The sequence below is a fragment of the Sphaerisporangium rufum genome, assembly GCF_016863395.1.
Classification (GTDB): Bacteria; Actinomycetota; Actinomycetes; order Streptosporangiales; family Streptosporangiaceae; genus Sphaerisporangium; species Sphaerisporangium rufum.
Genome location: NZ_BOOU01000048.1, coordinates 94,240 through 115,765 on the forward strand (window position 1 = coordinate 94,240; position 21,526 = coordinate 115,765).

17 protein-coding genes are annotated in these 21,526 nt (G+C 75.8%); 9 read left to right on the forward strand and 8 right to left on the reverse strand.

The window, feature by feature from the left end; translation table 11 throughout:
* Positions 1 to 269 precede the first annotated feature (269 nt).
* On the forward strand, positions 270 to 1,787 hold the full coding sequence (locus Sru01_RS17185) for a beta-propeller fold lactonase family protein (protein WP_203986125.1): 1,518 nt from the start codon (positions 270 to 272) through the stop codon (positions 1,785 to 1,787).
* A gap of 179 nt (positions 1,788 to 1,966) precedes the next feature.
* On the opposite strand, the gene Sru01_RS17190 is transcribed toward Sru01_RS17185, so the two are convergent.
* From Sru01_RS17190 to Sru01_RS17205, 4 genes are all read right to left on the reverse strand, one after another.
* Positions 1,967 to 3,238, reverse strand: coding sequence for a hypothetical protein (locus Sru01_RS17190; RefSeq protein WP_203986153.1), 1,272 nt, complete (start codon positions 3,236 to 3,238; stop codon positions 1,967 to 1,969).
* 134 nt (positions 3,239 to 3,372) lie between these two features.
* On the reverse strand, positions 3,373 to 4,512 hold the full coding sequence (gene glf, locus Sru01_RS17195) for a UDP-galactopyranose mutase (protein ID WP_203986170.1): 1,140 nt from the start codon (positions 4,510 to 4,512) through the stop codon (positions 3,373 to 3,375).
* Entirely contained in the window at positions 4,509 to 5,168 is a 660-nt protein-coding gene (locus tag Sru01_RS17200; protein ID WP_203986174.1) for a hypothetical protein, read from the reverse strand. The genes glf and Sru01_RS17200 overlap by 4 nt, the downstream gene beginning before the upstream one ends.
* On the reverse strand, positions 5,165 to 6,958 hold the full coding sequence (locus Sru01_RS17205; protein WP_203986177.1) for a carbamoyltransferase family protein: 1,794 nt from the start codon (positions 6,956 to 6,958) through the stop codon (positions 5,165 to 5,167). The genes Sru01_RS17200 and Sru01_RS17205 overlap by 4 nt, the downstream gene beginning before the upstream one ends.
* Positions 6,959 to 7,094: 136 nt before the next feature.
* Here Sru01_RS17205 and Sru01_RS17210 point away from each other — a divergent pair, with 136 nt between their 5' ends.
* From Sru01_RS17210 to Sru01_RS17220, 3 genes are read left to right on the forward strand one after another with little or no spacing between them, the layout of a single operon-like run.
* Positions 7,095 to 8,063, forward strand: a complete 969-nt coding sequence (locus Sru01_RS17210) for a glycosyltransferase family 2 protein (RefSeq protein ID WP_203986180.1) — start codon at positions 7,095 to 7,097, stop codon at positions 8,061 to 8,063.
* Positions 8,060 to 9,271: an ATP-grasp domain-containing protein gene (locus tag Sru01_RS17215; protein ID WP_203986183.1), complete on the forward strand. Its 1,212-nt coding sequence runs from the start codon at positions 8,060 to 8,062 to the stop codon at positions 9,269 to 9,271. Before Sru01_RS17210 ends, Sru01_RS17215 begins: the two co-directional genes overlap by 4 nt.
* Positions 9,268 to 10,566: a phenylacetate--CoA ligase family protein gene (locus Sru01_RS17220; protein WP_203986186.1), complete on the forward strand. Its 1,299-nt coding sequence runs from the start codon at positions 9,268 to 9,270 to the stop codon at positions 10,564 to 10,566. The genes Sru01_RS17215 and Sru01_RS17220 overlap by 4 nt, the downstream gene beginning before the upstream one ends.
* On the opposite strand, the gene Sru01_RS17225 is transcribed toward Sru01_RS17220, so the two are convergent.
* A complete protein-coding gene (locus Sru01_RS17225) occupies positions 10,552 to 11,601 on the reverse strand; it encodes a GNAT family N-acetyltransferase (RefSeq protein WP_203986188.1) in 1,050 nt (349 codons plus the stop codon). The genes Sru01_RS17220 and Sru01_RS17225 overlap by 15 nt on opposite strands.
* Before the next feature lie 80 nt (positions 11,602 to 11,681).
* On the opposite strand from Sru01_RS17225, the gene Sru01_RS17230 reads away from it, so the two are divergent.
* Positions 11,682 to 12,935, forward strand: a complete 1,254-nt coding sequence (locus tag Sru01_RS17230; RefSeq protein ID WP_203986191.1) for a hypothetical protein — start codon at positions 11,682 to 11,684, stop codon at positions 12,933 to 12,935.
* Positions 12,920 to 14,200, forward strand: coding sequence for a phenylacetate--CoA ligase family protein (locus Sru01_RS17235; protein ID WP_203986194.1), 1,281 nt, complete (start codon positions 12,920 to 12,922; stop codon positions 14,198 to 14,200). The genes Sru01_RS17230 and Sru01_RS17235 overlap by 16 nt, the downstream gene beginning before the upstream one ends.
* Positions 14,201 to 14,213: 13 nt before the next feature.
* Here Sru01_RS17235 and Sru01_RS17240 read toward each other — a convergent pair whose 3' ends face one another.
* The 3 genes from Sru01_RS17240 to Sru01_RS17250 all read right to left on the reverse strand — a co-directional run bounded on the left by Sru01_RS17240 (position 14,214) and on the right by Sru01_RS17250 (position 17,642).
* Positions 14,214 to 15,278, reverse strand: coding sequence for a hypothetical protein (locus Sru01_RS17240; RefSeq protein ID WP_203986197.1), 1,065 nt, complete (start codon positions 15,276 to 15,278; stop codon positions 14,214 to 14,216).
* 52 nt (positions 15,279 to 15,330) lie between these two features.
* Positions 15,331 to 17,100 (reverse strand): glycoside hydrolase family 43 protein, encoded by a 1,770-nt coding sequence (locus Sru01_RS17245; protein WP_203986207.1) that lies wholly within the window; start codon positions 17,098 to 17,100, stop codon positions 15,331 to 15,333.
* Between the two features lie 242 nt (positions 17,101 to 17,342).
* On the reverse strand, positions 17,343 to 17,642 hold the full coding sequence (locus Sru01_RS17250) for a hypothetical protein (protein WP_203986209.1): 300 nt from the start codon (positions 17,640 to 17,642) through the stop codon (positions 17,343 to 17,345).
* A gap of 245 nt (positions 17,643 to 17,887) precedes the next feature.
* Between Sru01_RS17250 and Sru01_RS17255 the strand changes: the two genes are divergently transcribed.
* From Sru01_RS17255 to pcaB, 3 genes are all read left to right on the forward strand, one after another.
* Positions 17,888 to 19,360, forward strand: coding sequence for a helix-turn-helix domain-containing protein (locus tag Sru01_RS17255; RefSeq protein ID WP_203986212.1), 1,473 nt, complete (start codon positions 17,888 to 17,890; stop codon positions 19,358 to 19,360).
* Positions 19,357 to 20,262, forward strand: coding sequence for a phosphotransferase enzyme family protein (locus Sru01_RS17260; protein WP_203986215.1), 906 nt, complete (start codon positions 19,357 to 19,359; stop codon positions 20,260 to 20,262). Before Sru01_RS17255 ends, Sru01_RS17260 begins: the two co-directional genes overlap by 4 nt.
* A gap of 74 nt (positions 20,263 to 20,336) precedes the next feature.
* Positions 20,337 to 21,503 (forward strand): 3-carboxy-cis,cis-muconate cycloisomerase, encoded by a 1,167-nt coding sequence (pcaB, locus tag Sru01_RS17265; protein ID WP_203986218.1) that lies wholly within the window; start codon positions 20,337 to 20,339, stop codon positions 21,501 to 21,503.
* The last annotated feature ends 23 nt before the right edge of the window (positions 21,504 to 21,526 follow it).

The following is a 21,526-nucleotide window of genomic DNA, read 5'->3' on the forward strand; positions in this document are numbered from 1 at the left end:
CAAAACTGTCGCCGAGGTGGCCGCCGGGCCGCGTGCCGCGCGCCGGGCGGGTGAGCGGGGGGCCGTAGAACGGGATCCAGTGATCGTCCAGGGAGGTCCCCATGATGCGGCGTTGCGCGAGTGGCAGGGCTGAGGATCGTCGGCCGCGGCGTCCCGGCGGCCCGCCGGGACGGCGGGTGCCGGCCCCGCTCTCCGTCATCTCCTCGGTCAGGTCTTGCGCCCTCGGCTCCGCCTCGGGCGCGCTCCTGGTCTCCGTCCTGGTTTCCGTCGTGGCCTTCGTCGCCGCCGTCCCGGCGGCACCGCCCGCGTCCGCGGCGGCCCGGGTGCGGCAGACGGTCGAGTTCGCCTACGTGGCCAACTTCGGCTCCGACACCGTGTCGGTGATCGACACCGCGACGAACACCGTCATCCGGACGGTGGCGGTGGGCGACGGGCCGTGGGGGGTGGCCTTCAGCCCGGACGGCACCCGCGCCTACGTGACCAACTCCGGGTCCGCCACCGTGTCGGTGATCGAGACGGTCGCGCACACCGTCGTGGGCACCATCGCGCTGCCGGCGGGCTCCGCCCCGCACGGCGTCGTGGTGCGCCCGGACGGGAACCGGGTGTACGTGGCCGGCCGGGACAGCGACCGGGTCTACGCGATCGACCCGGCGACCGGCGCGGTGGCCGGTTCGGTGGCCGTCGGCGCCCTGCCGTGGGGGCTCGCCATCACTCCGGACGGCGCCCGCCTGTACGTCGGCCAGGAGGGCGTGAACCACGTCACGGTCATCAACACCGCGACCGAGACGGTGAGCGGCACCCTGTCGGCCGGGAACGTCCCGTGGACGGTGGCGCTGTCGCCGAACGGATCCCGCCTGTACGTCGCCAACTGGAGCGACGCCACCGTCTCGGTCTTCGACATCCCCGCCGGCACCCCGGTCGCCACCGTCCGCGTCGGGCCGGACGGCTCGGCGCCGGCCGGACTTTCGGTCTCCCCGGACGGCCGGCGCGTGTACGTGCCGAACCTGCAGGGCTTCCAGGTGGCGCAGATCGACGCGGTCACCAACACCACGCTCGCGCCGATCCCGCTGAACGCGCCCATCTGGACGGCGGTCCGGCCGGACGGAACGCGCCTGTACGTCACCAACTACGGCCAGAACCTGGTGTCGGTGCTCAACACGGCCACCAACGCGGTGCTCGCCCGGCCACGGGTGGGCAGCTTCCCGATCGGCGTGCAGGTCGGGCAGCGGCTCGGGCTCGTGCCCACGATGACCAGGCTTCGGTACTCCTGCGACCGCCGGCGCCACGGGCGGGTGCCCGCCGTGCTGATCGCCGTGGTCCGGCCGCTGAGCGGCATCGAGAGCCCCGCGGGTACGGTGATCTTCACCGCGGACGGCACCGTGCTGGGCACCGCGCCGGTCGACGCCTGGGGCCGGGCCGAGCTGCCGGTGACCGGCCTGTCGGCCGGCACCCACACCTTCGCCGCGGCCTTCGTCGGCTCCGACCGGTTCGCCGCGAGCGACTCGCCGGTGCTGGTGCGCCAGGTCGGCCCGGACGGCCGGTGCCCGCGCCGCGCCTTCCCGCCGGGCTGCCCGGCCGCGGACGCCGCGGCCCGCGGCCCGCGCGAGCACGGCGACCGGGCCCGCGCGGCGGCCACCGCCAAGGCGGGGTACGACGACGGGGTGCTGCTCGCGGTGCGGGACGTGCAGGTCCGCGCCGGGGTGTTCGGTGACGGCGCCCGCGGCGGCGGGCGCCGCGGCGACCGCGACCTGCGGGCGCACCGGCCGGGCCGTCCCGCGCGCCGCTGACCGGGGGGCCCGGGGCCGCCGGCGGCCGGCCGCCGCCCTGGGCGTCCCCCGGTCATCGTCCCGGGCGTGTCCCGCGGCCGCCGGAGCAGGGTGTGCCGCGCGGCCGCCGCCCTGGGCGATGTCCTGCGGCGGCCGTGGCGGCGCCGTGCGCCGGCCCGCGCCGCCCCGGCGGCCCGCGGTCAGCCGCGGCGCAGGATGAAGTCGTCCTCGTCATCGCCCTCGCCGACCGAGCCGACCAGCCAGAGCCGGGCGGGGGCGCCCGGGACCCGGGCGATGCCGGTGTGGCGCACCTTGTCGGACCCCGGGTACTGCTGGCCGGCCTGCTCCTCGCGGAACAGCGGGCCGTAGGCGGCGGTCCAGCCGCGGCCGTCGAACCGCAGGACCAGCGGACGCCCGGGGTGGGCGGCGTCGGTGCCACTGATCCAGACGTCGCCGGGGCCGAAGGCGGTCACCGCGTCCAGTCGCCCGCGGGGGACCGGGACCGCCACCCGGCGCCAGGATCCGCCGTCCCAGTGCAGCACCAGCGTCTCCGGCGCGGCGGTGTTCGGGTCGGTGGACACCTCCCCGACCGCCCACACGTCGGACGGGCCGGTCATCCACACCCGGCTCAACGTGCCGCCGGGGATGTCCGGCAGCCGGGCGCGCTGCCAGGAGACGATCCGCGGGCCGCCCACCGCGGTGCCGTGCCACAGCATGGGACGGCTCCGGGCGCCCGAGTACGGCGGGGCGTCGGCGCCGGCCGCCCACACGTGGCCGGCCCGGGCGGTGACCGCGGCGAAGTGGCCGTCCACGCCGAGCGCGCGGCGGAACCCCGAGCCGGTCCACTCCAGCAGGATGCCCTGCTCCTGGTTACGCGCGGCCAACCACGCCCGCCGGCCCGCCGCCGCCACATCGGTCATCTGGTGGTACTCCGCCACGCCGAACGGCCGGTAGGAGGTCCAGCGGGTGCCGTCGTAGTGCCCGGCGTAGGCGGTCTCGGAGGTCCCGACGATCCACACGTCACGCCGGCCGGTCGTGCTGACCCCGGTCAGGTGGTCGGCGGACATGCCGGGCACCTTGACCTCGGTCCACCGGGTGCCGTCCCAGTGCTGCAGGGCCGGCAGCCCTTCCCGGTCCTCGGCGCTCGCCTGGTAGCCGACCGCCCAGGCGTCCCGCGGGCCGCTGGCGGCTACGTCCAGCAACGCCGCCCGGCCTTCCAGCGGCGCCTCCGCCGTCGCGCGCCACTCGGGCGACGCCGTCACCGGGGCCGTCCCCGGCGCGGTGGCCGGCGTCGCGGCACCGGGCGCGGGCGACCCGGCGGACCCGGGCGACCCGGCGGACCCGGGGGACGCCGCCGATGCCGCCGGCCGGCGGCCGGCCGGCGACATCGGCCCGCCGCAGGCCGCCGCCGGCAGCGCCACCAGCAGGGACAGGCCGGCGAGCACCGCCGCCGGCCGGCGCTTTCTCCACATGGCAGAGCATGCTGGCACCCAGGCCGCCCGGCCGCCACCGATCCGGCCGGGTGGCGGCCCGGCGAGCGACCCGATCGGCGGCCCGATCGGCGGCCCGATCGGCGGCCCGGTGGGCGGTGTGGCGGGCGGTGTGGTCAGCGGCGGCCGAACAGCGGGCGCAGCCGGTTGCGGTACATGCTGAGCGCCGCGCCGATGGCCATGTGCATGTCGAGGTAGGCGTAGGTGCCGAGCCGGCCGCCGAAGAACACCCCCGGCTCCCGGCGGGCCAGCTCCCGGTAGCGCAGCAGCCGGGCCCGGTCGGCCGGCGCGTTGACCGGGTAGTACGGCTCGTCGTCCCGGGCGGCCGGCCGGGAGTACTCGCGCATCACGACGGTGCTGTCTCGCGGATACCAGTGCCGCTCGGGGTGCAGGTGGCGGAACTCGTGCACCCGGGTCCACGGCACGTCGGCGTCGGCGTAGTTCATCACCGCGGTGCCCTGGTAGTCCGGCGTCGGCGCCACCTCCACGGTGAAGTCCAGGGTGCGCCAGGACAGCTCGCCCTCGGCGTGGCCGAAGTAGCGGTCCAGCGGGCCGGTGTAGACGATCGGGACGGCGCCGGCGATCCGGTCGCGCACGTCGAAGAAGTCGGTGCCGGCACGGACCTCGATGCGCGGGTGGTCGGCCATGCGCTCCAGCCAGGCGGTGTACCCGTCGGACGGCAGGCCCTGGTAGGTGTCGTCGAAGTAGCGCCCGTCGAAGGTGTAGCGCACCGGCAGCCGGGTGATGATCTCGGCGGGCAGATCCCTGGGGTCGGTCTGCCACTGCTTGGCGGTGTACCCCTGGATCAGCGCCTCGTACAGCGGCCGGCCGATCAGCGAGACCGCCTTCTCCTCCAGGTTGCGCGGCTCGGCCACCGGGACGGCGTGCCGGGCGACCAGATCGCGTGCCTGGCCGGGGGACAGGGCCCGGCCGTAGAAGGCGCAGATGGTCGCCAGGTTGATCGGCATCGGGTACACCTGGCCCTTGAAGATCGTGTAGACCCGGTGCTCGTAGGGGGTGAACGAGGTGAACCGGCCGGCGTACTCCCACACCAGCGCGTTGGAGGTGTGGAACAGGTGCGTCCCGTAGACGTGGACCTCGATGCCGGTCTCCGGGTCCGGCGCGCTGTAGGCGTTCCCGCCGATGTGGTCGCGCCGCTCCAGCACCAGCACGCGCAGCCCGAGGTCGCGCGCGCACCGCTCGGCCACCGTCAGCCCGAACAGGCCCGAGCCGACGACGACCAGATCGGCGTTCACCGGGCCACGCGATCGAGCCACCGCTGCACGGGCAGGGCGAGCACCGCGGCGGCCAGGGCGAGGTGGACGGCGCAGAAGGCGATCGCGACCGGCGCCGTGGGCGGGCCGCCGACGAACACCGCGATGTGCGAGGCCCAGTCCAGCACCCGCGGCCGGCCGCCGGTCCAGTCGTACATCGCCCAGAACGTCAGATCGTTCAGGCCGGACACCACGACCAGCACGCCGGCCACGCCCGCCTTGAGCACCCGGGCGGTGCTCGCCCCGCCGAGGCGGTAGGCGAACAGCACGGCCAGCACGGTGAAGGAGGTGGCGAACAGGGTGAACCGGTACAGGGCGGGGAAGGCGGCGTCCTTGTCGGCGGCCCGGGAGTAGTCCAGCACGTGCATGATGTCCAGGGTGTCCACCGCGCCCAGGTAGCCGACGAACACCAGCACCAGCAGCCCGGCGCCGAGCCCGGGACGGCGCGGGAAGCCGGCGACCGCCGCCACGGCGAGCAGCAGCGGGCTGAGCTTGAACAGCACCTCGGGCAGGCTCTCGATGCTGCGGTCCGGCGGCAGCACGACCATGATGAGGACGGTCAGCACCAGCCCGAGCACGGCGGGCACCGTCCACCACCAGGCGCGCGACCGGGCCGGCCGGCGGCCGGCGGGGATCACCCCCGGTCCGCCTTCTCCGTCCAGAACGGGCCGAGCGCCAGCGCGTCCATGTCCGTCTTCAGGTAGCACCGGACCGCCTCCTCGGGCGTGCGGACGATCGGTTCCTCGTTGTCGTTGAACGAGGTGTTCACCACCATGGGCACGCCGGTCAGTTCGGCGAAGCGGGAGATGAGGGCGTGGTAGAGCGGGTTGTCGCGTTCGGACACGGTCTGCACCCGCGCGGTGCCGTCGGCGTGGGTGATGGCCGGCACCCGCTCGCGCTGGTGGTCGAGCACGTCGAAGACCAGCAGCATCACCGGTGAGGGATGGTCGCTGGCGAAGTACTCGCCGGACCGCTCCGCCAGGCAGGACGGGGCGAACGGGCGGAACGGCTCGCGGTGCTTGACCTTCTCGTTGAGGCGGTCCTTGGAATCGGCGCGGCGCGGGTCGGCCAGAATGCACCGGTTGCCGAGCGCGCGAGGCCCGCACTCCATCCGGCCCTGGAACCAGCCGACGATCCGGCCCTCGGTCAGCGCGGCGGCGGTGGTGGCGGCGATGTCGCCGGTCCGCCGGTAGTCGACGCCGGCCTCGGCGAGCGCCCGCTCCATCTCCGCCTCGCCGAAGGACGGGCCGAGGAAGATGTACTCGCCGCGCGGGCGCGGCAGCCCCAGCCCGCCCACGCCGAGCAGCAGCGCGGCGCCGAGGGCCGAGCCGTCGTCGGCCGCGGCGGGCTGGGCGAAGAAGTCCTCGAACGGCGTCTCCAGCAGGATCCGGCCGTTCATGACGCTGTTCAGCGCCACCCCGCCCGCGGTGGCCAGCCGGGTGTGACCGGTCTCGGCCTGCAGCCACCGCGCGACGTGCAGGCCGGTCCGTTCCAGGGTGTGCTGCAGGGCGTAGGCGATGTCGGCGTAGTGCTGGGCGACCGGCGCCCGTTCCTTGAGCCGGGGCGGGCCGAACCGGTCCAGGAACCGGCGCGACATCTGGTGCTTGCCGGTGGCGTGGTGGCGGAACCAGCTCAGGTCCAGCTCGTAGCCGCCGTCCGGGCCGAGCCGTACCAGGTCGGCGAACGCGTCGGCGTACCGGGGGGTCCCGTAGGCGGCCAGGCCCATCACCTTGCCCTCGTCCCGGGTGGGGTTGAAGCCGAGGTAGCCGGTGACCCCGGCGTACATCGCGCCGAGCGAGTGCGGGAACTTGACCCGGCGCACGTCGCGGATGCGCTCGCCCTCGCCGGTGGCCAGGTAGGTGGCGGTGCCGTCGCTGCCGATGCCGTCCCAGGTGATGATCGCCGCCCGGTCGAAGGGGGAGAGGTAGTAGGCGCTGGCGGCGTGCGCGCGGTGGTGGTCCATCAGGTGCACCTCGAACCGCGCCGGCCCGGTGTGGCCGAGGGCCTCGGTGAGCAGCCGTTTCATGGTCAGCGCGCGTCTCAGGTGGAGCAGCAGGGCCCCGCCGACGTGGTAGTCGTCCGGGTGCGCCTGCGGCCGGCCGTCGCGCAGGGTGTCGCGCAGCCCGCTGGCCCGCTCGTAGTCGCCGCCGTCGTTGCGGAACACGGCCAGGGTCGCGGGCAGGTGCCGGACGAAGTGCCGCAGCGCGTGCCGGATCTCGCGGTGGGCCTGCCAGTAGTAGGCGACGTGGTCGACGTCGGCGAGGGTGATGCCGGCCGCGTCCAGGCAGTACCGGGCGGCCTGGGCGGGGAAGGAGCCGTCGTGCTTGACGCGGGTGAACCGCTCCTCCTCGGCGAACGCCACGATCGTGTCCCCGTGGAGCAGGGCCGCGGCGGAGTCGTGGACCTGGCTGATGCCCAGCACGTACATGAGATCCCCTGGTGCGCTCAGTGGGGACGTGACATTGCGCAGCAATTAGACATACTTCCTGTCATAAATTCAAGATCTATCCTGTCCTGGATTTCTCTGGTTATCGTGGCGGAGGTTCGTGCAGGAGGTGTGCAGGGTGGAACCCTTCGCCCTTACCGTCGTCGTCCCATGCCTCAACGAGGCCGAGAACATCGACGCCGTATACCGCGAGATCGTCACCGAACTCGGCGGTCAGGACGGTCTTGAAGTGCTGTTCATCGATGACGGGAGCACGGATGACACCCTGCCGCGGATAAAAGACCTGGCCCGCCGGAATTCCGAGGTGTCCTATTTATCGCTTACCCGGAACTTCGGGGTGGAAGCCGCCTTCTCCGCTGGATACCGTTACGCCCGGCATCCCTGGATCCTGCATCTGGACGCCGACCTGCAATTCCCGCCCGCCGAGGCGCGGCTGCTCATCGCCCGCGCCCGGGACGGATACGACGCGGTCTTCGGCGTGCGGGTGGACCGCAAGGACCCCTGGGTGCGCCGGGCCGCATCGGCGGCGCACGGCTGGGCGGCCCGCCGGCTGCTCGGCATCGAGATCCCGCCGAACGCCACCACCTTCCGCCTGGTCCGCGCCGGGCTGGCCCGCCGGGTGGTCGACCTCGGGCTCGGCACCCCCTACTTCCTGGCCACCGTGCCCCGGCTGACCAGCGCGTGGACCACCGTGCCGACCGCGCACCGGCCGCGGCTGCGCGGATCGTCGAAGGTCACCGTGCGCGGCCTGGCCCGGCACGCGATGGAACTGTTCGTCGGTTTCTCCTACCGCCCGCTGGCCGTGGCCTGCGCCCTCAGCCTGCTGGGCGCGCCCGCCGCGCTGGCGGCGGGCGCCTGCTTCCTGGCCGGGGCGCCGGCGGCCGGCGCCGCGCTGCTCGCCGCCGCGACCGCCGCCGGCCTGGCCGCGCTCGCCGTCATGGGCCGGTATCTGATGGTCGTCGCGCGGGGCCAGCCACGCCCGCCCCAGTTCCTCATCCGGGCCGCCAACGTGCCGGTGCGGCCGGGCGACTCGCTGGACCCGCCGTCCCTGGACGGCGCGGCGAGCGCGGCGGGAGGATGCGGATGAGCACGCTGCTGGTGCTCGGCGGCGCCGACGGCGCCATCAGCACGCTGCGCGCCGCGGCCCGGCTCGGCCTGCGCGCCGCCTGCGCCGACATGCGCGCCGATGCGCCCGCCCTGCGGCACGCCTCGGAGTTCCTGCACGTCAGCACGCGCGACGTCCCCGGCCTGCTCGCGGCGCTGTCCGGGCGGTCCGACATCGTCGGGGTGCTGTCGCCCGCCAGCGACGTCAACCTGCCGTCGCAGCTCGCCGTGGCGCGCCGGCTCGGCCTGCCGTGCGGGCTGTCCGATGACGCCGTCCGCGCGTCGGTGGACAAGGGATTCTTCCGGGACCTGTGCGACGGGCTCGGCCTGCCCGGCCCGCGGCACGCCCACGGTCCGCCGGACGAGGTGGCCCCGGCGGTGCCCGGGCTGCGCCCGCCGCTGATCGTCAAGCCGGTCGACTCCTCCGGCGGCCGGGGGATCAGCGGCTGCGCCGCGGCGGCGGAGGTGGCGGCGGCCGTCGAGGCCGCGCTGCGCTGGTCGGCCGCCGGGCGGGTCATCGTCGAGGAGTACCTGGCCGGCGACCACTACACCGCCGAGGCGGTGGTCGACGGCGGCCGGGTGGCGCTGATGGGACTGGCCGAGCGGGTGCTCACCCCGCCCCCCCACTTCGTCACCGCCGGGCACGCCATGCCCGGCGGCGAGCCGGGGCTGGCCGCCGAGGTGCGGCGGATGCTGGACCTGGTCTGCGCGGCGCTGGACTACCGCCACGGCTGCCTGAACGCCGACGTGCTGGTCACCCCGGACGGGGACGTCGTGCTCATCGAGGTCGGCACCCGGCTCGGCGGCAACGGGGTGCCCGAGCTGCTCGGCCTGGTCACCGGGATCGACGTGGTGGAGGCGCAGATCCGGATGGCGATCGGCGAGCGTCCGCGGCTGGCACCGCGACCCGGCGCGCACGCGGCCGTCCGGGTGCTCGGCTCCCGGCGGGAGGGCCGGCTGGCCGGGCTCGGCGGCACCCGGGAGATCCGCGCGCTGCCCGGCGTGGCCGACCTGGTGCTGTCCGCCGCCCCGGGCGACCACGTCGAGCCGCTCAGCCGGGCGGGCGCCAAGCTCGGCTACGTCGTGGCCGGCGGCCCGGACCGGGCGAGCGTGCGGGCGGTCCTGGACCAGGCCGACCGGCTGCTGCGCGTGGAGCTGGCGGACCTGCCGGCGGGGGAGCCGCCGCCATGAGCTTCGGGCTGGCCGTCTCCCTGGGCGAGCTGCGCGGCGCCGCCGCCGCGCTGACCGCGCTGCGCGGCCCGGCCGAACTGCTCGAACGCCGGGCGCTGCGCGGCGTGCGGGAGATGGTGCGCTTCGCCGGCGACCGGGTGCCCTACTACGCCGGCCCGGCCTACGCGCGGCCGGTGGAGTCCTTCGCCGACCTGGCCCGGCTGCCGGTCATCGACAAGCGGGCCGTCCTTTCCGCCGGGGCCGACCGCTTCCACCTGCCCGGCCTTCCGCCGCGTGGCTACCGCGTGGACCGGACCAGCGGGACCACCGGCCAGGTCCTGGAGGTCCGGCACGACGTCGCGGCGTACGGGTACCACGGGGCCACGGTGTTCCGCCGGTTCCTGTGGTCGGGATACCGGCCGTGGTGGCGCATCGCGCACATCAAGCCGTTCCCGCGCCCCCGCCGCTGGTTCCAGCGGCTCGGCCTGTTCCCCCGGGTGGTCGTGGGATCCGACCAGCGCGACGGCGACGTGCTGCGCCAGGTCCTGGACGTCCGGCCCGGGCTGATCATGGGCTATCCGATCATGCTACGGGCCCTGCTGCGGGCCGCCTCCCCGCAGCAGATGGCGCGGCTGCGCCGCACGCTGCGCATGATCATGACCGACTCCGAGCTGCTCACCGCCGACACCCGGGCCGCGCTGGCCGCGGGCTTCGGCGTCCCGGTCTACGACGAGTACTCCGCCTACGAGGTGCTGACCATCGCCGTGCAGTGCCCGGCGGCCGCCATGCACGTCGACCAGGACCGCGTGTGGGTGGAGATCGTGGACGACGACGGCGCCGTGCTGCCGCCCGGCGTGCCGGGCTCGGTGGTGGTCACCCACTACCGGGAACGCGCCATGCCGCTGGTCCGCTACCGGGTCGGCGACCGGGCCGCCCTGGAGGCGGGCGAGTGCCCGTGCGGGGTGCGGACCGCGCGGATGCGGCTGACCGAGGGCCGGTCCGACGACCGGGTCACCCTGCCCGACGGCCGGCGCGTCTATACCGGGACGTTCCTGTGGGCCGCCGGGTACACCCCCGGGGTCGCCGAGAGCATGGTCCGGCAGGACGCCGCCGGCCGGATCACCGTCCACCTGGTGCTCGACCCCGGCTGCCCGGACGACTTCGCCGCGGTGGCCGCGGACTACCTGCGCCGGCTCACCGGGCGGGTCGGCGCCCCGATGGACGTCCGCTTCGAGCGCTGCCACCGGGTGGAGATCGGACCCGGCGGCAAGGGCCGCTTCCTTTCGTCCGCGTACCGCGGCTCAGAGCCGGCGTGAGGCGTGCACCAGCGGCACCAGCACGGCCCACTGGCGGTGCGTCTCGAAGCCCATGGACCGCTTGGCGGGGATGGTGCCCTGGCCGCTGACGAAGCCGTCCAGCCCGTTCTCGATGCACCAGCGCACCTTGAGCATGTTGTCGTGGAACCACAACCCCTTGCGTCCGCCCTCCGCCGGCCCGAGCGCCCCCCAGGCGTTGTAGATGGGCAGCCGGCCGGCGCCCAGCAGCATGGACACCGCCAGCAGCCGGCCGCCGGCGCCGCGGTACACCGCCAGCCGGGTCTCGGGGTGGTCGAGCTGCGCGGCGGCCACCTCCGGCCGGGCCGGCCGCCTGGGCAGCAGCCGGCCGCGGTGGTGCTTGTTCATCGTCCGGTCCACCAGGGCGCAGAACTCGCGGGGGCCCACCTCGTGCGGGCGGTCGCCGCGCGCGCGGAAGGACACCGTGACGTCGGGGTCGGCGTCGATCTCGCGCAGGCACTGCCGCAGCGACCACCGCCGCGACTTCGACAGCCCGCGCAGGTAGGACTCGAAGTCGGCGTGGGTGTTGCGGAAGACGGCGATGGGGCCGCCCTCGCGCACCACGGCCGGCCAGCGGGTCACCGCGGGGAGCTGTTCGGCGGACACCTGGCGGAACATCAGGGCGCGGGCCCGCCGGCCGTGCGCCCGCAGCACCGCCCGGCGCACCGCCTCCACCGCCGCCGGGTACAGCTCCGGGTCCGAGAGCACGACGCCGGGCAGCGACGCCGACAGCACGCAGTCCACGTCCACCACGCCGGCCAGCGGGATCGTCCCCCGGCCGCCGGCCCGCGGCCCGGGGAAGCGCGCGGTGACCAGGCCGCGCACCGTGCCGCCGTCGCCGCCGCCGTCCCGCAGCGTGCCCGCCAGCACCGCCGGGCGGGCGCCGGTGGCCGCCAGGCGCACCAGCTCCCAGCTCCACAGCACCGGCAGCCCCCGTCCGGCGGCGAACGCCGCCCAGCCGTCCGGCGGCCGCGGCCGGCGCGCGTCCTGCCAGTCGACGGTCAGCTCCTCGGCCACCTCGCCACCCGCCCTCCCGATCTCGCGCGCACCACGGTAGTCGGCCGGGCGGGCGCCGGCACCCCGCGCCGGGGGCCGCGATGAACGCCGGGCGGGCCGCGCCGCGGGCGCCGGCGGTGGTGGCGCTGTTCGCCGGGCGGGGCGCCTACCGGCTCGGCCTGTACGGCAGCGGCGTCCTGCTGCTGGACCTGTGGGGGGCCGGCACGTTCGCCGAGTACGCCACCGCGACCGGCGTGGCGGGCTGGCTGTTCGCGCTCACCTCCAGCGGGCCGGAGAAGGCGGCGCTCACCCTGGTGCCGCGGCGCGGCGGCGCCGCCCTGGAGCCGTCGTTCGCCCGGCTCGCCGTGCTGCCGTTCGGCCTGGCCCTGCTCGGCTGGCTCGCCATCGCCGCGGCCGGCCCGCCCGGACCGGCCGCGGTGTACGCGGCGGCCTGCGCGCTGGCCTGTGGCGTCGGCTCCTGCACCGTGCTGGTGGCCCTCTACCGGATCCGCGGGCGGACCCGGCCGGACACCGCGGCCTACCTGGCCGTCGCGGCGGCCTACGGTGCGGCCGTGGCGGCGGTGGCCTGGCTCGGCGCCGGCGTGCACCAGGTGCTGGCGCTGCTGGTCGCGGTGGTGGCGGCGGTCGACGCGGTGCTGCTGTACGGCCTGCGCGCCGGGCGGCCGGCGCGACCGCCGGACGCCGCCGGGCGGCCGGCCCGGCGGGTGGCCCGGCGGATGGCGCTGCGCTCGGCGCTGGTGCTCGGGGTGGACGAGGTCGCCGGGACGGCGGGCGTCGCGCTGCTGTACGCGGCGCTGGCCCGGCACGGCGACCCGGTGGCGACCAGCCTGTTCTACGCGCTGCTGCTCGCCTCGGCGGTGGTGTCCACCGCGCAGGTGTACCTGCTGCGGATCTGGCAGCCCCGGCTGGTGGGCTGGATCGAGGACTCCGGCGGCGGCGGCGCGGTCCGGGCGGCCGGCCGGATCCTGCGGCCGGCCGCCGCCGCCGGCGCCGCGGCGACCGCCGGGCTCGCCGTCCTGGCGGTGGCGGCCGGGCCGGGGCGGGCCGTCGTGCTCGGGGTGGCCGCCGTGGTGGTGGAGATCGCGCTGTTCGCCGCCGCGGCGACGGCCGGCTACCTGATGGAGAACCTGGGCGCCGCGGGCCGGCGGGCCACCGCCCGGGCCGCGGTCGTCCAGCTGGTGGTGACCGGCGGCGCCGGCTGGGCCCTGGTGCCGGTGGCCGGCGCGGCCGGCGGGGTGCTCGCGTTGTGCGCGGGCCTGGTGGTGAAGTGCGCGCTGCTGGCCGTGTCCCGGCCGCGCGATCCGGAGGAGGAGACGCCATGGCGCGCAAGGTGAGGCCGACGATCCCGGTGCTGCCCGTGCTGGGCAACCTGGCGCTGATCCGCGCCAGGGAGCGGGCCGCGCCGCCCCGGATGGCGGAGATCCAGGCGCGGCTGCTGCGGTCGCTGGTCCGGCACGCCCACGCCCGGGTGCCCTACTACCGACGGGTCCTGGATCCGGCGGCCGTCGCGGCGCTGCGCGACGCCGCGGACCTGGCGGCGTTGCCGGTGCTGGACCGGGCCGCCCTCAACGCCGTCCCCGCCGCCGAGATGCTCGCCCGCGGATTCGGCCCGGACACCACCCGGGCCGCGTCCACCAGCGGGTCGACCGGCGTCCCGGTCACCCTGCACTACTCCGAGCGCGACCTCGGCCACCTGCGGGCCAGCTACCTGCACGACCTGCTGATGTCCGGGCTGCGGCCGCTGGACCGCATCGGGTACTTCCGGGTCGGCTCCTTCCGCCGGCACCGGCTGGAGCGGTTCGGCCTGGCCCGCAACGTGCACGTGAACACCAGCCTGCCGGTGGCCGAGCAGGCCGACCGGTTCCTGGCCGGCCGTCCCACGTTCGTGGCCGGATTCCCGTACGCGATCGCCGCGCTGGTCGGCGAGCTGGAACGCCGCGGCGTCCGGTATCCGCACGCGCACACCGTCGTCTTCGGCGGCGAGACCGCGACCCCGGACGCCCGCGCGCACGTCCTGCGCTACTTCGGCGCCACCGGCCACGAGATGTACGCCTCGGTGGAGGCCTACACCATCGCGCGGTCCTGCCCGCGGGGCGCGCTGCACCTGCGCTCGGCCGAGGTGGTGGTGGAGGTGGAGCACGACGACGGCACCGTCTCGGTGGCCGACGGCGAGGGGGAGATCCTGGTGACCCGGCTGCGGGCCGAGGCGATGCCGCTGCTCCGCTACCGGCTCGGCGACCGGGTGGTGGTGACCCCGGACGACTGCGGCTGCGGCGTGCTGCGGACGCCGATCGTCCGCCGGGTCCAGGGCCGCCCGGACGACCGGGTGCGGGCCCGGGACGGGAGCCTGGTCCACGCCGACTTCCTGGCCTACCCCGCGCTGTCGGTGCCCGGCATCCGCGCCCTGCAGATCGTCCAGCTACGGCCCGGCGCGGTGGAGATCGTGGTGGTGCCCGCGCCGGACGCCGGTCCCGGGCTGCCGGAGACGGTGCGCCGGGCCGTGCTGCCGGCCGCGGCCGGGTTCGACGTCACCGTCCGGGCCGCCGAGGCCATCGCGCCGGAGCGCAACGGCAAGATCAGGCTGGTCCGGCGGCGGTGAGCCGGCCCGCCGGTCACCCCCGGCGGCAGGGGGGCAGCGGGAGCAGTACCGCCCACTGGCGGCGCATCTCGTAGCGCAGCGACCGCTTGGCCGGGATGGTGCCCATCCCGCTGAGGAAACCGTCGAACCCGTTTTCGATGCACCACCGCACCTTGAGCATGTTGTCGTAGAACCACAGCCCGTCGCGGCCGCCCTCCTCCGGCCCCAGCGCGCCCCAGGCGTTGTACACCGGCATCGGGCCCGGTCCGGTGATCATGCCGGCCGCCAGCAGCCGGCCGGCCCGGTCCCGGTAGGCGGTGACCCGCGCCTCCGGGCCGGCCAGCAGCGCGCCGGCCACCTCGGGACGGGTGAGCCGCTTGCGCAGCAGCCGGGTGTGGTGGTGCTTGTGCACCGTGCGGTTGACCAGCGCGCACAGCTCCTCCGGGGCGATGTCGCGCCCGGCCGCGCCCGGTGCGCACCGGGTTACGGTGATGCCCTCGTCGGCGTCGATCTCGCGCATGCGCCGCAGCAGCCACTGCCGGCGGGTCCGGCCCAGGGTACGGACGTAGGAGTCGAAGTCGGCGTGGGTGTTGCGGAAGACGGCGATGGGGCCGCCCTCGCGCACCACGGCCGGCCACCGGGTCACCGCGGGCAGCTCGCCCGCCGCCACCTGGCGGAACATCAGGCCGCCGGCCCGCCACCCCCACCGCGCCCGCACGGCGAGCCGCAGCGCCGCCACCGCCTCCTGGTGCGCGGCCGGCTCGTCGGTCACCAGCCCGGGCAGGGACGGGGACAGCAGGTGGTCCACGTCCACCACGCCGGCCAGCGGGATCGTCCCCCGGCCGGCCGCCCGCGGCCCGGGGAAGCGCGCGGTGACCAGGCCGCGCACCGTGCCGCCTCCGTCAGCGCGGTCGCCGCCGTCCCGCACCGTCGCCGCCAGCACCGCCGGCCGCGACACCGTGGCGGCCGCCCGCAGCGGCGCCCACCGCCACAGGTCCGGCAGCCGGCGGGCCGCGACGAACTCCTCCCACCCGGCCGGCGGGCGCGCGTCCCGCGGATCGTGCCACCGGATGGACAACCCCGTCGGTTCCCCGGCCATGCCCGCCTCCCCCGCCATGATCATACGGCGGGGGAGGCGTGGCCGGGCGGGGTCAGCGGCGGTGCAGGCGGAAGTAGTCGAACTCGGCGGTGGCCCCGGCGCCGCCCAGCGAGATGAGCCCCACCTTCAGGTCGGCGTCCAGCGGCAGCGTCCACACCCCGCCGTAGGTCCAGGTGCGGCCGTCGCGGCTGGTGGCGGCGCGCAGCTCGTGCTCGCCCGCGCGCCGGTCCACCCGGTGAACCAGGCGCAGCCAGGTCGTCGCGGCGGGCGGGCCGACGATGGTGCCGCCGTAGGCGATCCGGCCGGCGTAGGGCATCTCCTTGCCGAACTCGGTCTGCCGGGTGTTCCAGATGGCGGCGTGCACGAGCTTGGTGTAGAGGTCGTCGCCGGCGTAGGCGATCAGCCCGGCCTGCTGGAAGTTGCGCACGTCGTCGGTGCCGAGGTCGATGTCCAGCTTCGTCTCGGCGGTCCAGTCGCCGTCCGGCACCTCGCGCAGCAGCACCGAGGCGGTGTTGGTCTCCTTGTTCAGCTCGGCGTCCTGCGTCGGCCAGCGCAGTGCCCCGCCGGTCAGCGTGCCCTGCTTCTCGCGGACCCAGGTCCAGCCAGGACGCAGCGCGGAGCCGTCGAATTCGTCGCTGCGCGACCGGTCCACCGGCCCGATCCGGGGTGGCGCGGCCACCGTCGCCGGGGCCCGGCGGCCCGGGGCGGGCTGCGGCCCGTCGGACGCCCAGGCTCCGCCGCGGACCGAGGGCCAGCCGCCGGTCCAGGTCAGCCGGTCGATGAGCATCGGCCGCTCGTTGATGCCGAAGGGCTCGTCCAGGTAGGGGTCGGCGCGGTCGATGGCGTGGTAGAGCAGCCAGTCCTGCCCGGCCTGGTCGGTGACGACGGCGTTGTGCCCGGTGCCCACCCAGCGGTTGCCGTTCGGCGCGATGACGATGGTGCCGCCGGCCCGCGAGGCGTCCAGCCGCACACCCTCCCGGTCGACGTACGGGCCGGTGATGTCGCGCGAGCGGCCGGCGTAGACGCTGTACCCGGTCGTCGGCCCGGCGCAGCAGTCGGCCGAGGAGGCGAACAGGTACCAGTAGCCGCCGCGGCGGACCAGGTAGCCGCCCTCGAAGCGGTTGTCGACGGCGATCATCTTGGGCTCGCCGACCGCGCGCCGGCCGGTGGCGTCCAGCCGGGTGATGTGGATGCCGCCGTAGTAGGAGCCGTAGACCAGGTACTGCGTGCCGTCGGTGTCCACCGCGTGCGCCGGGTCGAACGTCCACTTGAAGTCGTCCGGGCCGCCGCCGCGCCGCGGGCCGACCACCGGCGCGCCGGAGTCGGTCCACGGTCCGGCCGGGCTCGGCGCGGTGGCCACGCCGATCGCGCTGTCGTTGCGCTCGGGGGTCACGGTGGTCTGGGTGACCACGTAGTACAGGCGGTACTCGCCGCCCACCTTGCGGATGTCCGGCGCCCACAGGGCGGCGTCCGCGGCGGTGTCGGCCCACTTCGGCAGGGTCGCGGCGGTGAAGGCGTCCCCGACGTAGGTCCAATCGGTGAGGTTGCGCGAGCGGGAGACCGGCAGCAGGTGCGGTTTCTTCTCGCCCTCGCGCAGCGGATCGCTGGTGCCGTAGGCGTACCACCAGCCGTCGTCGCCGCGGATGACGGCGGGGTCGGCGTAGGTGTCGGCGAACGACCGGCTCACCGGGTTGGTGTAGGTGCCGGGCGCCCGGCCCGGCGTGCCGCCCGCGTCCGGCGGCGTGGTGGCGGGGGAGGCGGCGAGCAGGCAGGCCGCCCCGGCGAGCACCGCGATCGTCCGCCGCGGCTTGCTGATGGGCATGTTCCTCCGCTCCGGCCGCGCGCGGCCCGGTCCCGTCCTCGCCTCGTGCCTTTGTACAACGTTGCATACAACGTTGTAAACAGCCGGTGCCGGATCAGCGGCCGGCGAGTACCGGAGCCGGACGGCGCGCGGGCCGGCCCGAAACCGGGCCGGTCGGACCGGAAACGGCGGCCAGTGTCCGGAAACGCCCGCGGCCCGCGTCCGGAAATGGACGCGGACCGCGGGCGGCCGGTGGCCGAGGGTCAGCGGCGGATGACGTGCAGGACGCTGGCGATGCGCTCGGCCGCGGTGACGATGTCGGAGGCGTGGCCGATGCGGCCCGCCCAGGAGAGCCAGAACCACCACTCGCCGTCCCTCTCGTGGGAGGCCAGCACGTCCTCGGTGATGGACGGCGCCATCGGGTTGATCACGCGCAGCCGGGGATAAAGGCCGGTGCGCGCGGTCAGGCGGACCTGGAAGGCGTGCGCTTCGAGCTGGGCGGCGAGACGCTCCAGATGGTCGACGGCCTCGGCCGTCGGGACGTCGGATGGTGCCGTCTTCATCGTGGTCTCCAGCGGGGACATCGGTGACCGGGTGGGGAACAGACTCACCCCGCACGGGTCGGCTCGACAATCGGAGCAAATCCACGGATAAGTGGAATACCGCTGAAACGGTCTGGGGTTTACGTGGAAAGCACGCGGATGTCCCGGCCTCAGTCTCATAACACTGGCGGTCGGTAGGTGCCGGCTGGTTAACATCTGGGAAACATCCGTAAAGGCCGGACACACCCAGTGGCGGGGGGGCGACTATGGCCCGTGGCGAGCATTCCCCGGCATGCGCGCGGCGCTGGCGCGAGCAGGCCGCGTCCCGGCAGTGGAGCCTCTGGCAGACCGCGCAGGCCATCCACGGCTGCTGCGGCGTCAGCCTGCTCAAGGCGCACCGCCTGGCCCGTGGCTGGTCCGCCCGGCAGGCGGTGGAGGAGCTGGAGCGGCTGTGCGAGACGCACGCGCTCGGCCTCCCGCGTGCCAGCATCGACCTGCTCAACGCCTGGGAGAACAACCGGGCCCGGCCCCGGCCGCAGACCATCGACCAGATCGCCCGGCTGTACGCCGCCAACGCCGTCCGGCTCGGCCTGGCCGCCGACTACACCGGCGACGGTGACGGCCCGGCCGTCGTGGTGGTCGCCGCCCAGCCGGTCACCGACGCCGACCCCGCCCCGGGCCCCCGCCCGGCCGGCGGGTCCGGCGAGGAGGCCGAGCGCCGGGCCTTCTTCCACCACGCGCTGCTCGGCGCCACGGCGCCGCTGAACGGCCGGGTGCTCGCCGAGGTGGAGCGCACCCGCCAGGGCGTCGACCGTACGCTGGCCGCGGGCACCGTCACCGAGGACCAGCTCGACCGGCTGGACGAGCAGGTGCTGCGCTACCGGCGCGAGTACATCAAGAGCGCCCCGCTGCCCATGCTGTACCGCCTGATGCTGGAGCTGTCCGACGTGCGCGGGCTGGTCGCCTCCCGGCAGCCGGCCGCGGTCCAGCGCCGGCTGCTCAACGCCACCACGATGCTCGCCCTGCTGTCGGCGGACGCGCTGATGAAGCTCGGCGACACCCGGCAGGCGCACGCCTGGTACGGCACCGCGCGCACCGCGTCCGACGACGTGGGCGAGGTGCGGCTGCGCGCGCTGGTCCGGGCGCAGCAGGCCATGCTGCCCTACTACTACGGCGACCTCAACGAGACCGTGCGGCTGGCCCGCGAGGCGCGCATGCTGGCCGGCAACGCGCCGAGCTCGCCCGCCGCCCTCGGCGCGGCGGCCGAGGCGCGCGCCCTGGCCCGGATGGGCGAGCACCAGGCCGCCCGCGCCGCGCTCGCCGAGGCCGAGCGCATCTTCGCCCGGATGCCGCCCGAAGGCGCCGACCACCTGGCCTTCCGCTTCTCCGAGCGGCGGCTGCAGTTCTACCGGATGGGCACCCTTATCGAGCTCGGCGAGGCCGAGCAGGTGCAGGAATGGATAGCCCGGCCGGCCAGCCCGTACACCATCGACCCGGCGCTGGTGCTGCTCGACCAGGCGGCGCACGTCGCCCGGTCCGGCGGGTATGACGAGGCGTGCGCGCTGGCCGAGCAGGCGCTCGCCCAGGTCCCGCCGGAACACCGCACCTCGATCGTGGTCAACCGGGCCCGGGCCCTGCTGTCCACGGTGCCGCCCGCGCGCCGGCGCACCCCGGCCGCCCGGCACCTGCACGACCTGCTCGCCGAGGCCGGGCCGCAGCTCGCGCTGGAGAGCCGATGAACCTGCTCGCGGAGGAGGCGGCCGGGATCCTGGCCGAGGTGTGCGAGAGCGTCGGCCTCGACTCCCGGGGTGCCGAACTCCTGCGGGTGCGCAGCAACGCCGTGTTCCGGCTGCGCGGCGACGGCGGCGACATCGTGGTGCGCATCGCCACCGCGCCGGACGCCCTCACCCGGCTGCCGGTCGTGCTGGCCGTGGCACGCTGGCTGGCCGACCTGGGCTTTCCCGCGGTGCGCCCGGCCGACGAGATCGGCGGCCAGCCGCTGGTGCACGACGGGCGGGTCATCACCTTCTGGCACTACGTGCCCGCCAGCGGCCGGCCCACCACCACCCAGCTCGGCCGCATCCTGCGCAGCCTGCACCGGCTGCCGGTGCCGCCGTTCCCGCTGAAGCGCCTGGCCGACCCGCTGGCCGAGGTGCGCCAGGCGGTGGAGAACCGGACCGAGGTGCTCACCCCCTGCCAGCGGGCGTGGCTGCGCGACCGGGTCGCCGAGCTGAGCGCCCGGTGGACGGCGCTGGCCACCGCCGGCCCTCCGGTGCTGCTGCACGGCGACGCGTGGATCGACAACCTGCTGCGCTGCCAGGACGGCCACGCGGTGTTGTGCGACTGGGACGGGGTCGCGGTCGGCCCCCGCGAGTGGGATCTGGTGCACACCTACCACGGCCAGCGCCGGTTCGGCCTCACCGAGGCCGACGTCGACGACTTCGCCGGGGCCTACGGCTCCGACCTGCGCGCCTGGCCCGGATACCCGACGCTGATGGAGATCCGCGACATGTACGCCGTCGGCATCCACATCCGCAACGCCACCCGCGACCCGTTCTCCCGCAAGGAGTTGCCGCGCCGCCTGGACTCCCTCACCCGCGGTGACGGCCAGGCCCGCTGGTACCTCGCCGAACCCGCCTGACCACCCCGTCCCGCCCCGAGCCGGCCAAGTAGTATCCGGTTCGGTGGCGCACTCGACGGAAGCGGGGGATACGGGTGGCGGACGGGCGGCGGGTCGCGTCGCCGGACGCGGGGCTGTTCTCGCCGGTGCGGGCCGGGACGGCGGTCGAGGAGCTGACCGGGGAGCCGGCCTTCGTGCGCGGCATGCTGGACGCCGAGGCCGCGCTGTGCCGGGCGGCCGCCCGGCTGGGCCTGATGCCCGCGGCCGCGGCCGCGGCGGTGACCCGGGTGTGCGCGGCCGTCGAGGTCGACCTGCCGGATCTCGCCCGCCGGGCCCGGGGAGCCGGGAACCCGCTGGTGCCGCTGCTCGCCGACCTGCGCGCGGCCGCCGGCCCGGAGCTGCGCGAGTACGTGCACCGTGGCGCGACCAGCCAGGACATCGTGGACACCGCGCTGATGCTCATGGCCGCCCGGGCCCGCGAGGTGATCGTGGCCGATCTCGATCGGGTGCTGGCCGCGCTAGCCGGGACGGCCGAACGGCACCGGGACACCCCGATGGCCGGCCGCACCCTGGGCCGGCACGCGGTGCCGGTGACCTTCGGCGGCAAGGCGGCCGGCTGGCTGCTGCTGGTGCTCGCGGCGCGCGACGCCCTGGCGGCGGTCCGGCCGCCCGCCCAGCTCGGCGGCGCGGCGGGCACGCTCGCCGGTCTGGGCCCGCCCGAACTGGCGGACGCGTTCGCCGCCGAGGTGGGGTTGGCCGCCTCCGGGGTGCCCTGGCACGCGCGGCGCACGCCGGTGGCGACGCTCGGCGCCGCGCTGGCCCAGGTGACCGGTGCGCTCGGCAAGATCGCCACCGACGTGGTGCTGCTCGCGCAGGACGAGGTGGCCGAGGTGGCCGAACCGGCCGCGCCCGGCCGCGGCGGCTCCTCCTCCATGGCCCACAAGCGCAACCCGGTGCTGTCGATCCTGATCCGCTCGGCGGCGGCCCAGGTGCCGGCGCTGGCGCAGATCCTGCAGGCGTCACTGGTGGCCGAGCACGAGCGCGCCACCGGAGCCTGGCACGCCGAGTGGGCGCCGCTGCGCGACTGCCTGCGGCTGGCCGGCGGCGCCGCCGAGACGGCGGCCGAACTGTGCGCGGGGCTGGAGGTCGCGCCGGACCGGATGCGCGCCGGCCTGGAGATCACCGGTCAGCGGACCGGCGGGCTCGGCGCGTCCGCCGAGCTGGTCGAACGAGCCCTGGCGGAGTACCGCCGTACCCGGTGAGCGGCCGCCCGCGCCGGACGGGA

Coding starts and splice junctions, on each gene's coding strand:
- Sru01_RS17260 (WP_203986215.1), top strand. CDS start 19,357: ATGAACCTGCTCGCGGAGGAGGCGGCCGGGATCCTGGCCGAGGTGTGC.
- Sru01_RS17230 (WP_203986191.1), top strand. CDS start 11,682: ATGAACGCCGGGCGGGCCGCGCCGCGGGCGCCGGCGGTGGTGGCGCTG.
- Sru01_RS17245 (WP_203986207.1), bottom strand. CDS start 17,100: ATGCCCATCAGCAAGCCGCGGCGGACGATCGCGGTGCTCGCCGGGGCG.
- Sru01_RS17190 (WP_203986153.1), bottom strand. CDS start 3,238: ATGTGGAGAAAGCGCCGGCCGGCGGCGGTGCTCGCCGGCCTGTCCCTG.
- Sru01_RS17250 (WP_203986209.1), bottom strand. CDS start 17,642: ATGAAGACGGCACCATCCGACGTCCCGACGGCCGAGGCCGTCGACCAT.
- Sru01_RS17235 (WP_203986194.1), top strand. CDS start 12,920: ATGGCGCGCAAGGTGAGGCCGACGATCCCGGTGCTGCCCGTGCTGGGC.
- Sru01_RS17240 (WP_203986197.1), bottom strand. CDS start 15,278: ATGGCCGGGGAACCGACGGGGTTGTCCATCCGGTGGCACGATCCGCGG.
- Sru01_RS17215 (WP_203986183.1), top strand. CDS start 8,060: ATGAGCACGCTGCTGGTGCTCGGCGGCGCCGACGGCGCCATCAGCACG.
- Sru01_RS17220 (WP_203986186.1), top strand. CDS start 9,268: ATGAGCTTCGGGCTGGCCGTCTCCCTGGGCGAGCTGCGCGGCGCCGCC.
- Sru01_RS17255 (WP_203986212.1), top strand. CDS start 17,888: ATGGCCCGTGGCGAGCATTCCCCGGCATGCGCGCGGCGCTGGCGCGAG.
- Sru01_RS17205 (WP_203986177.1), bottom strand. CDS start 6,958: ATGTACGTGCTGGGCATCAGCCAGGTCCACGACTCCGCCGCGGCCCTG.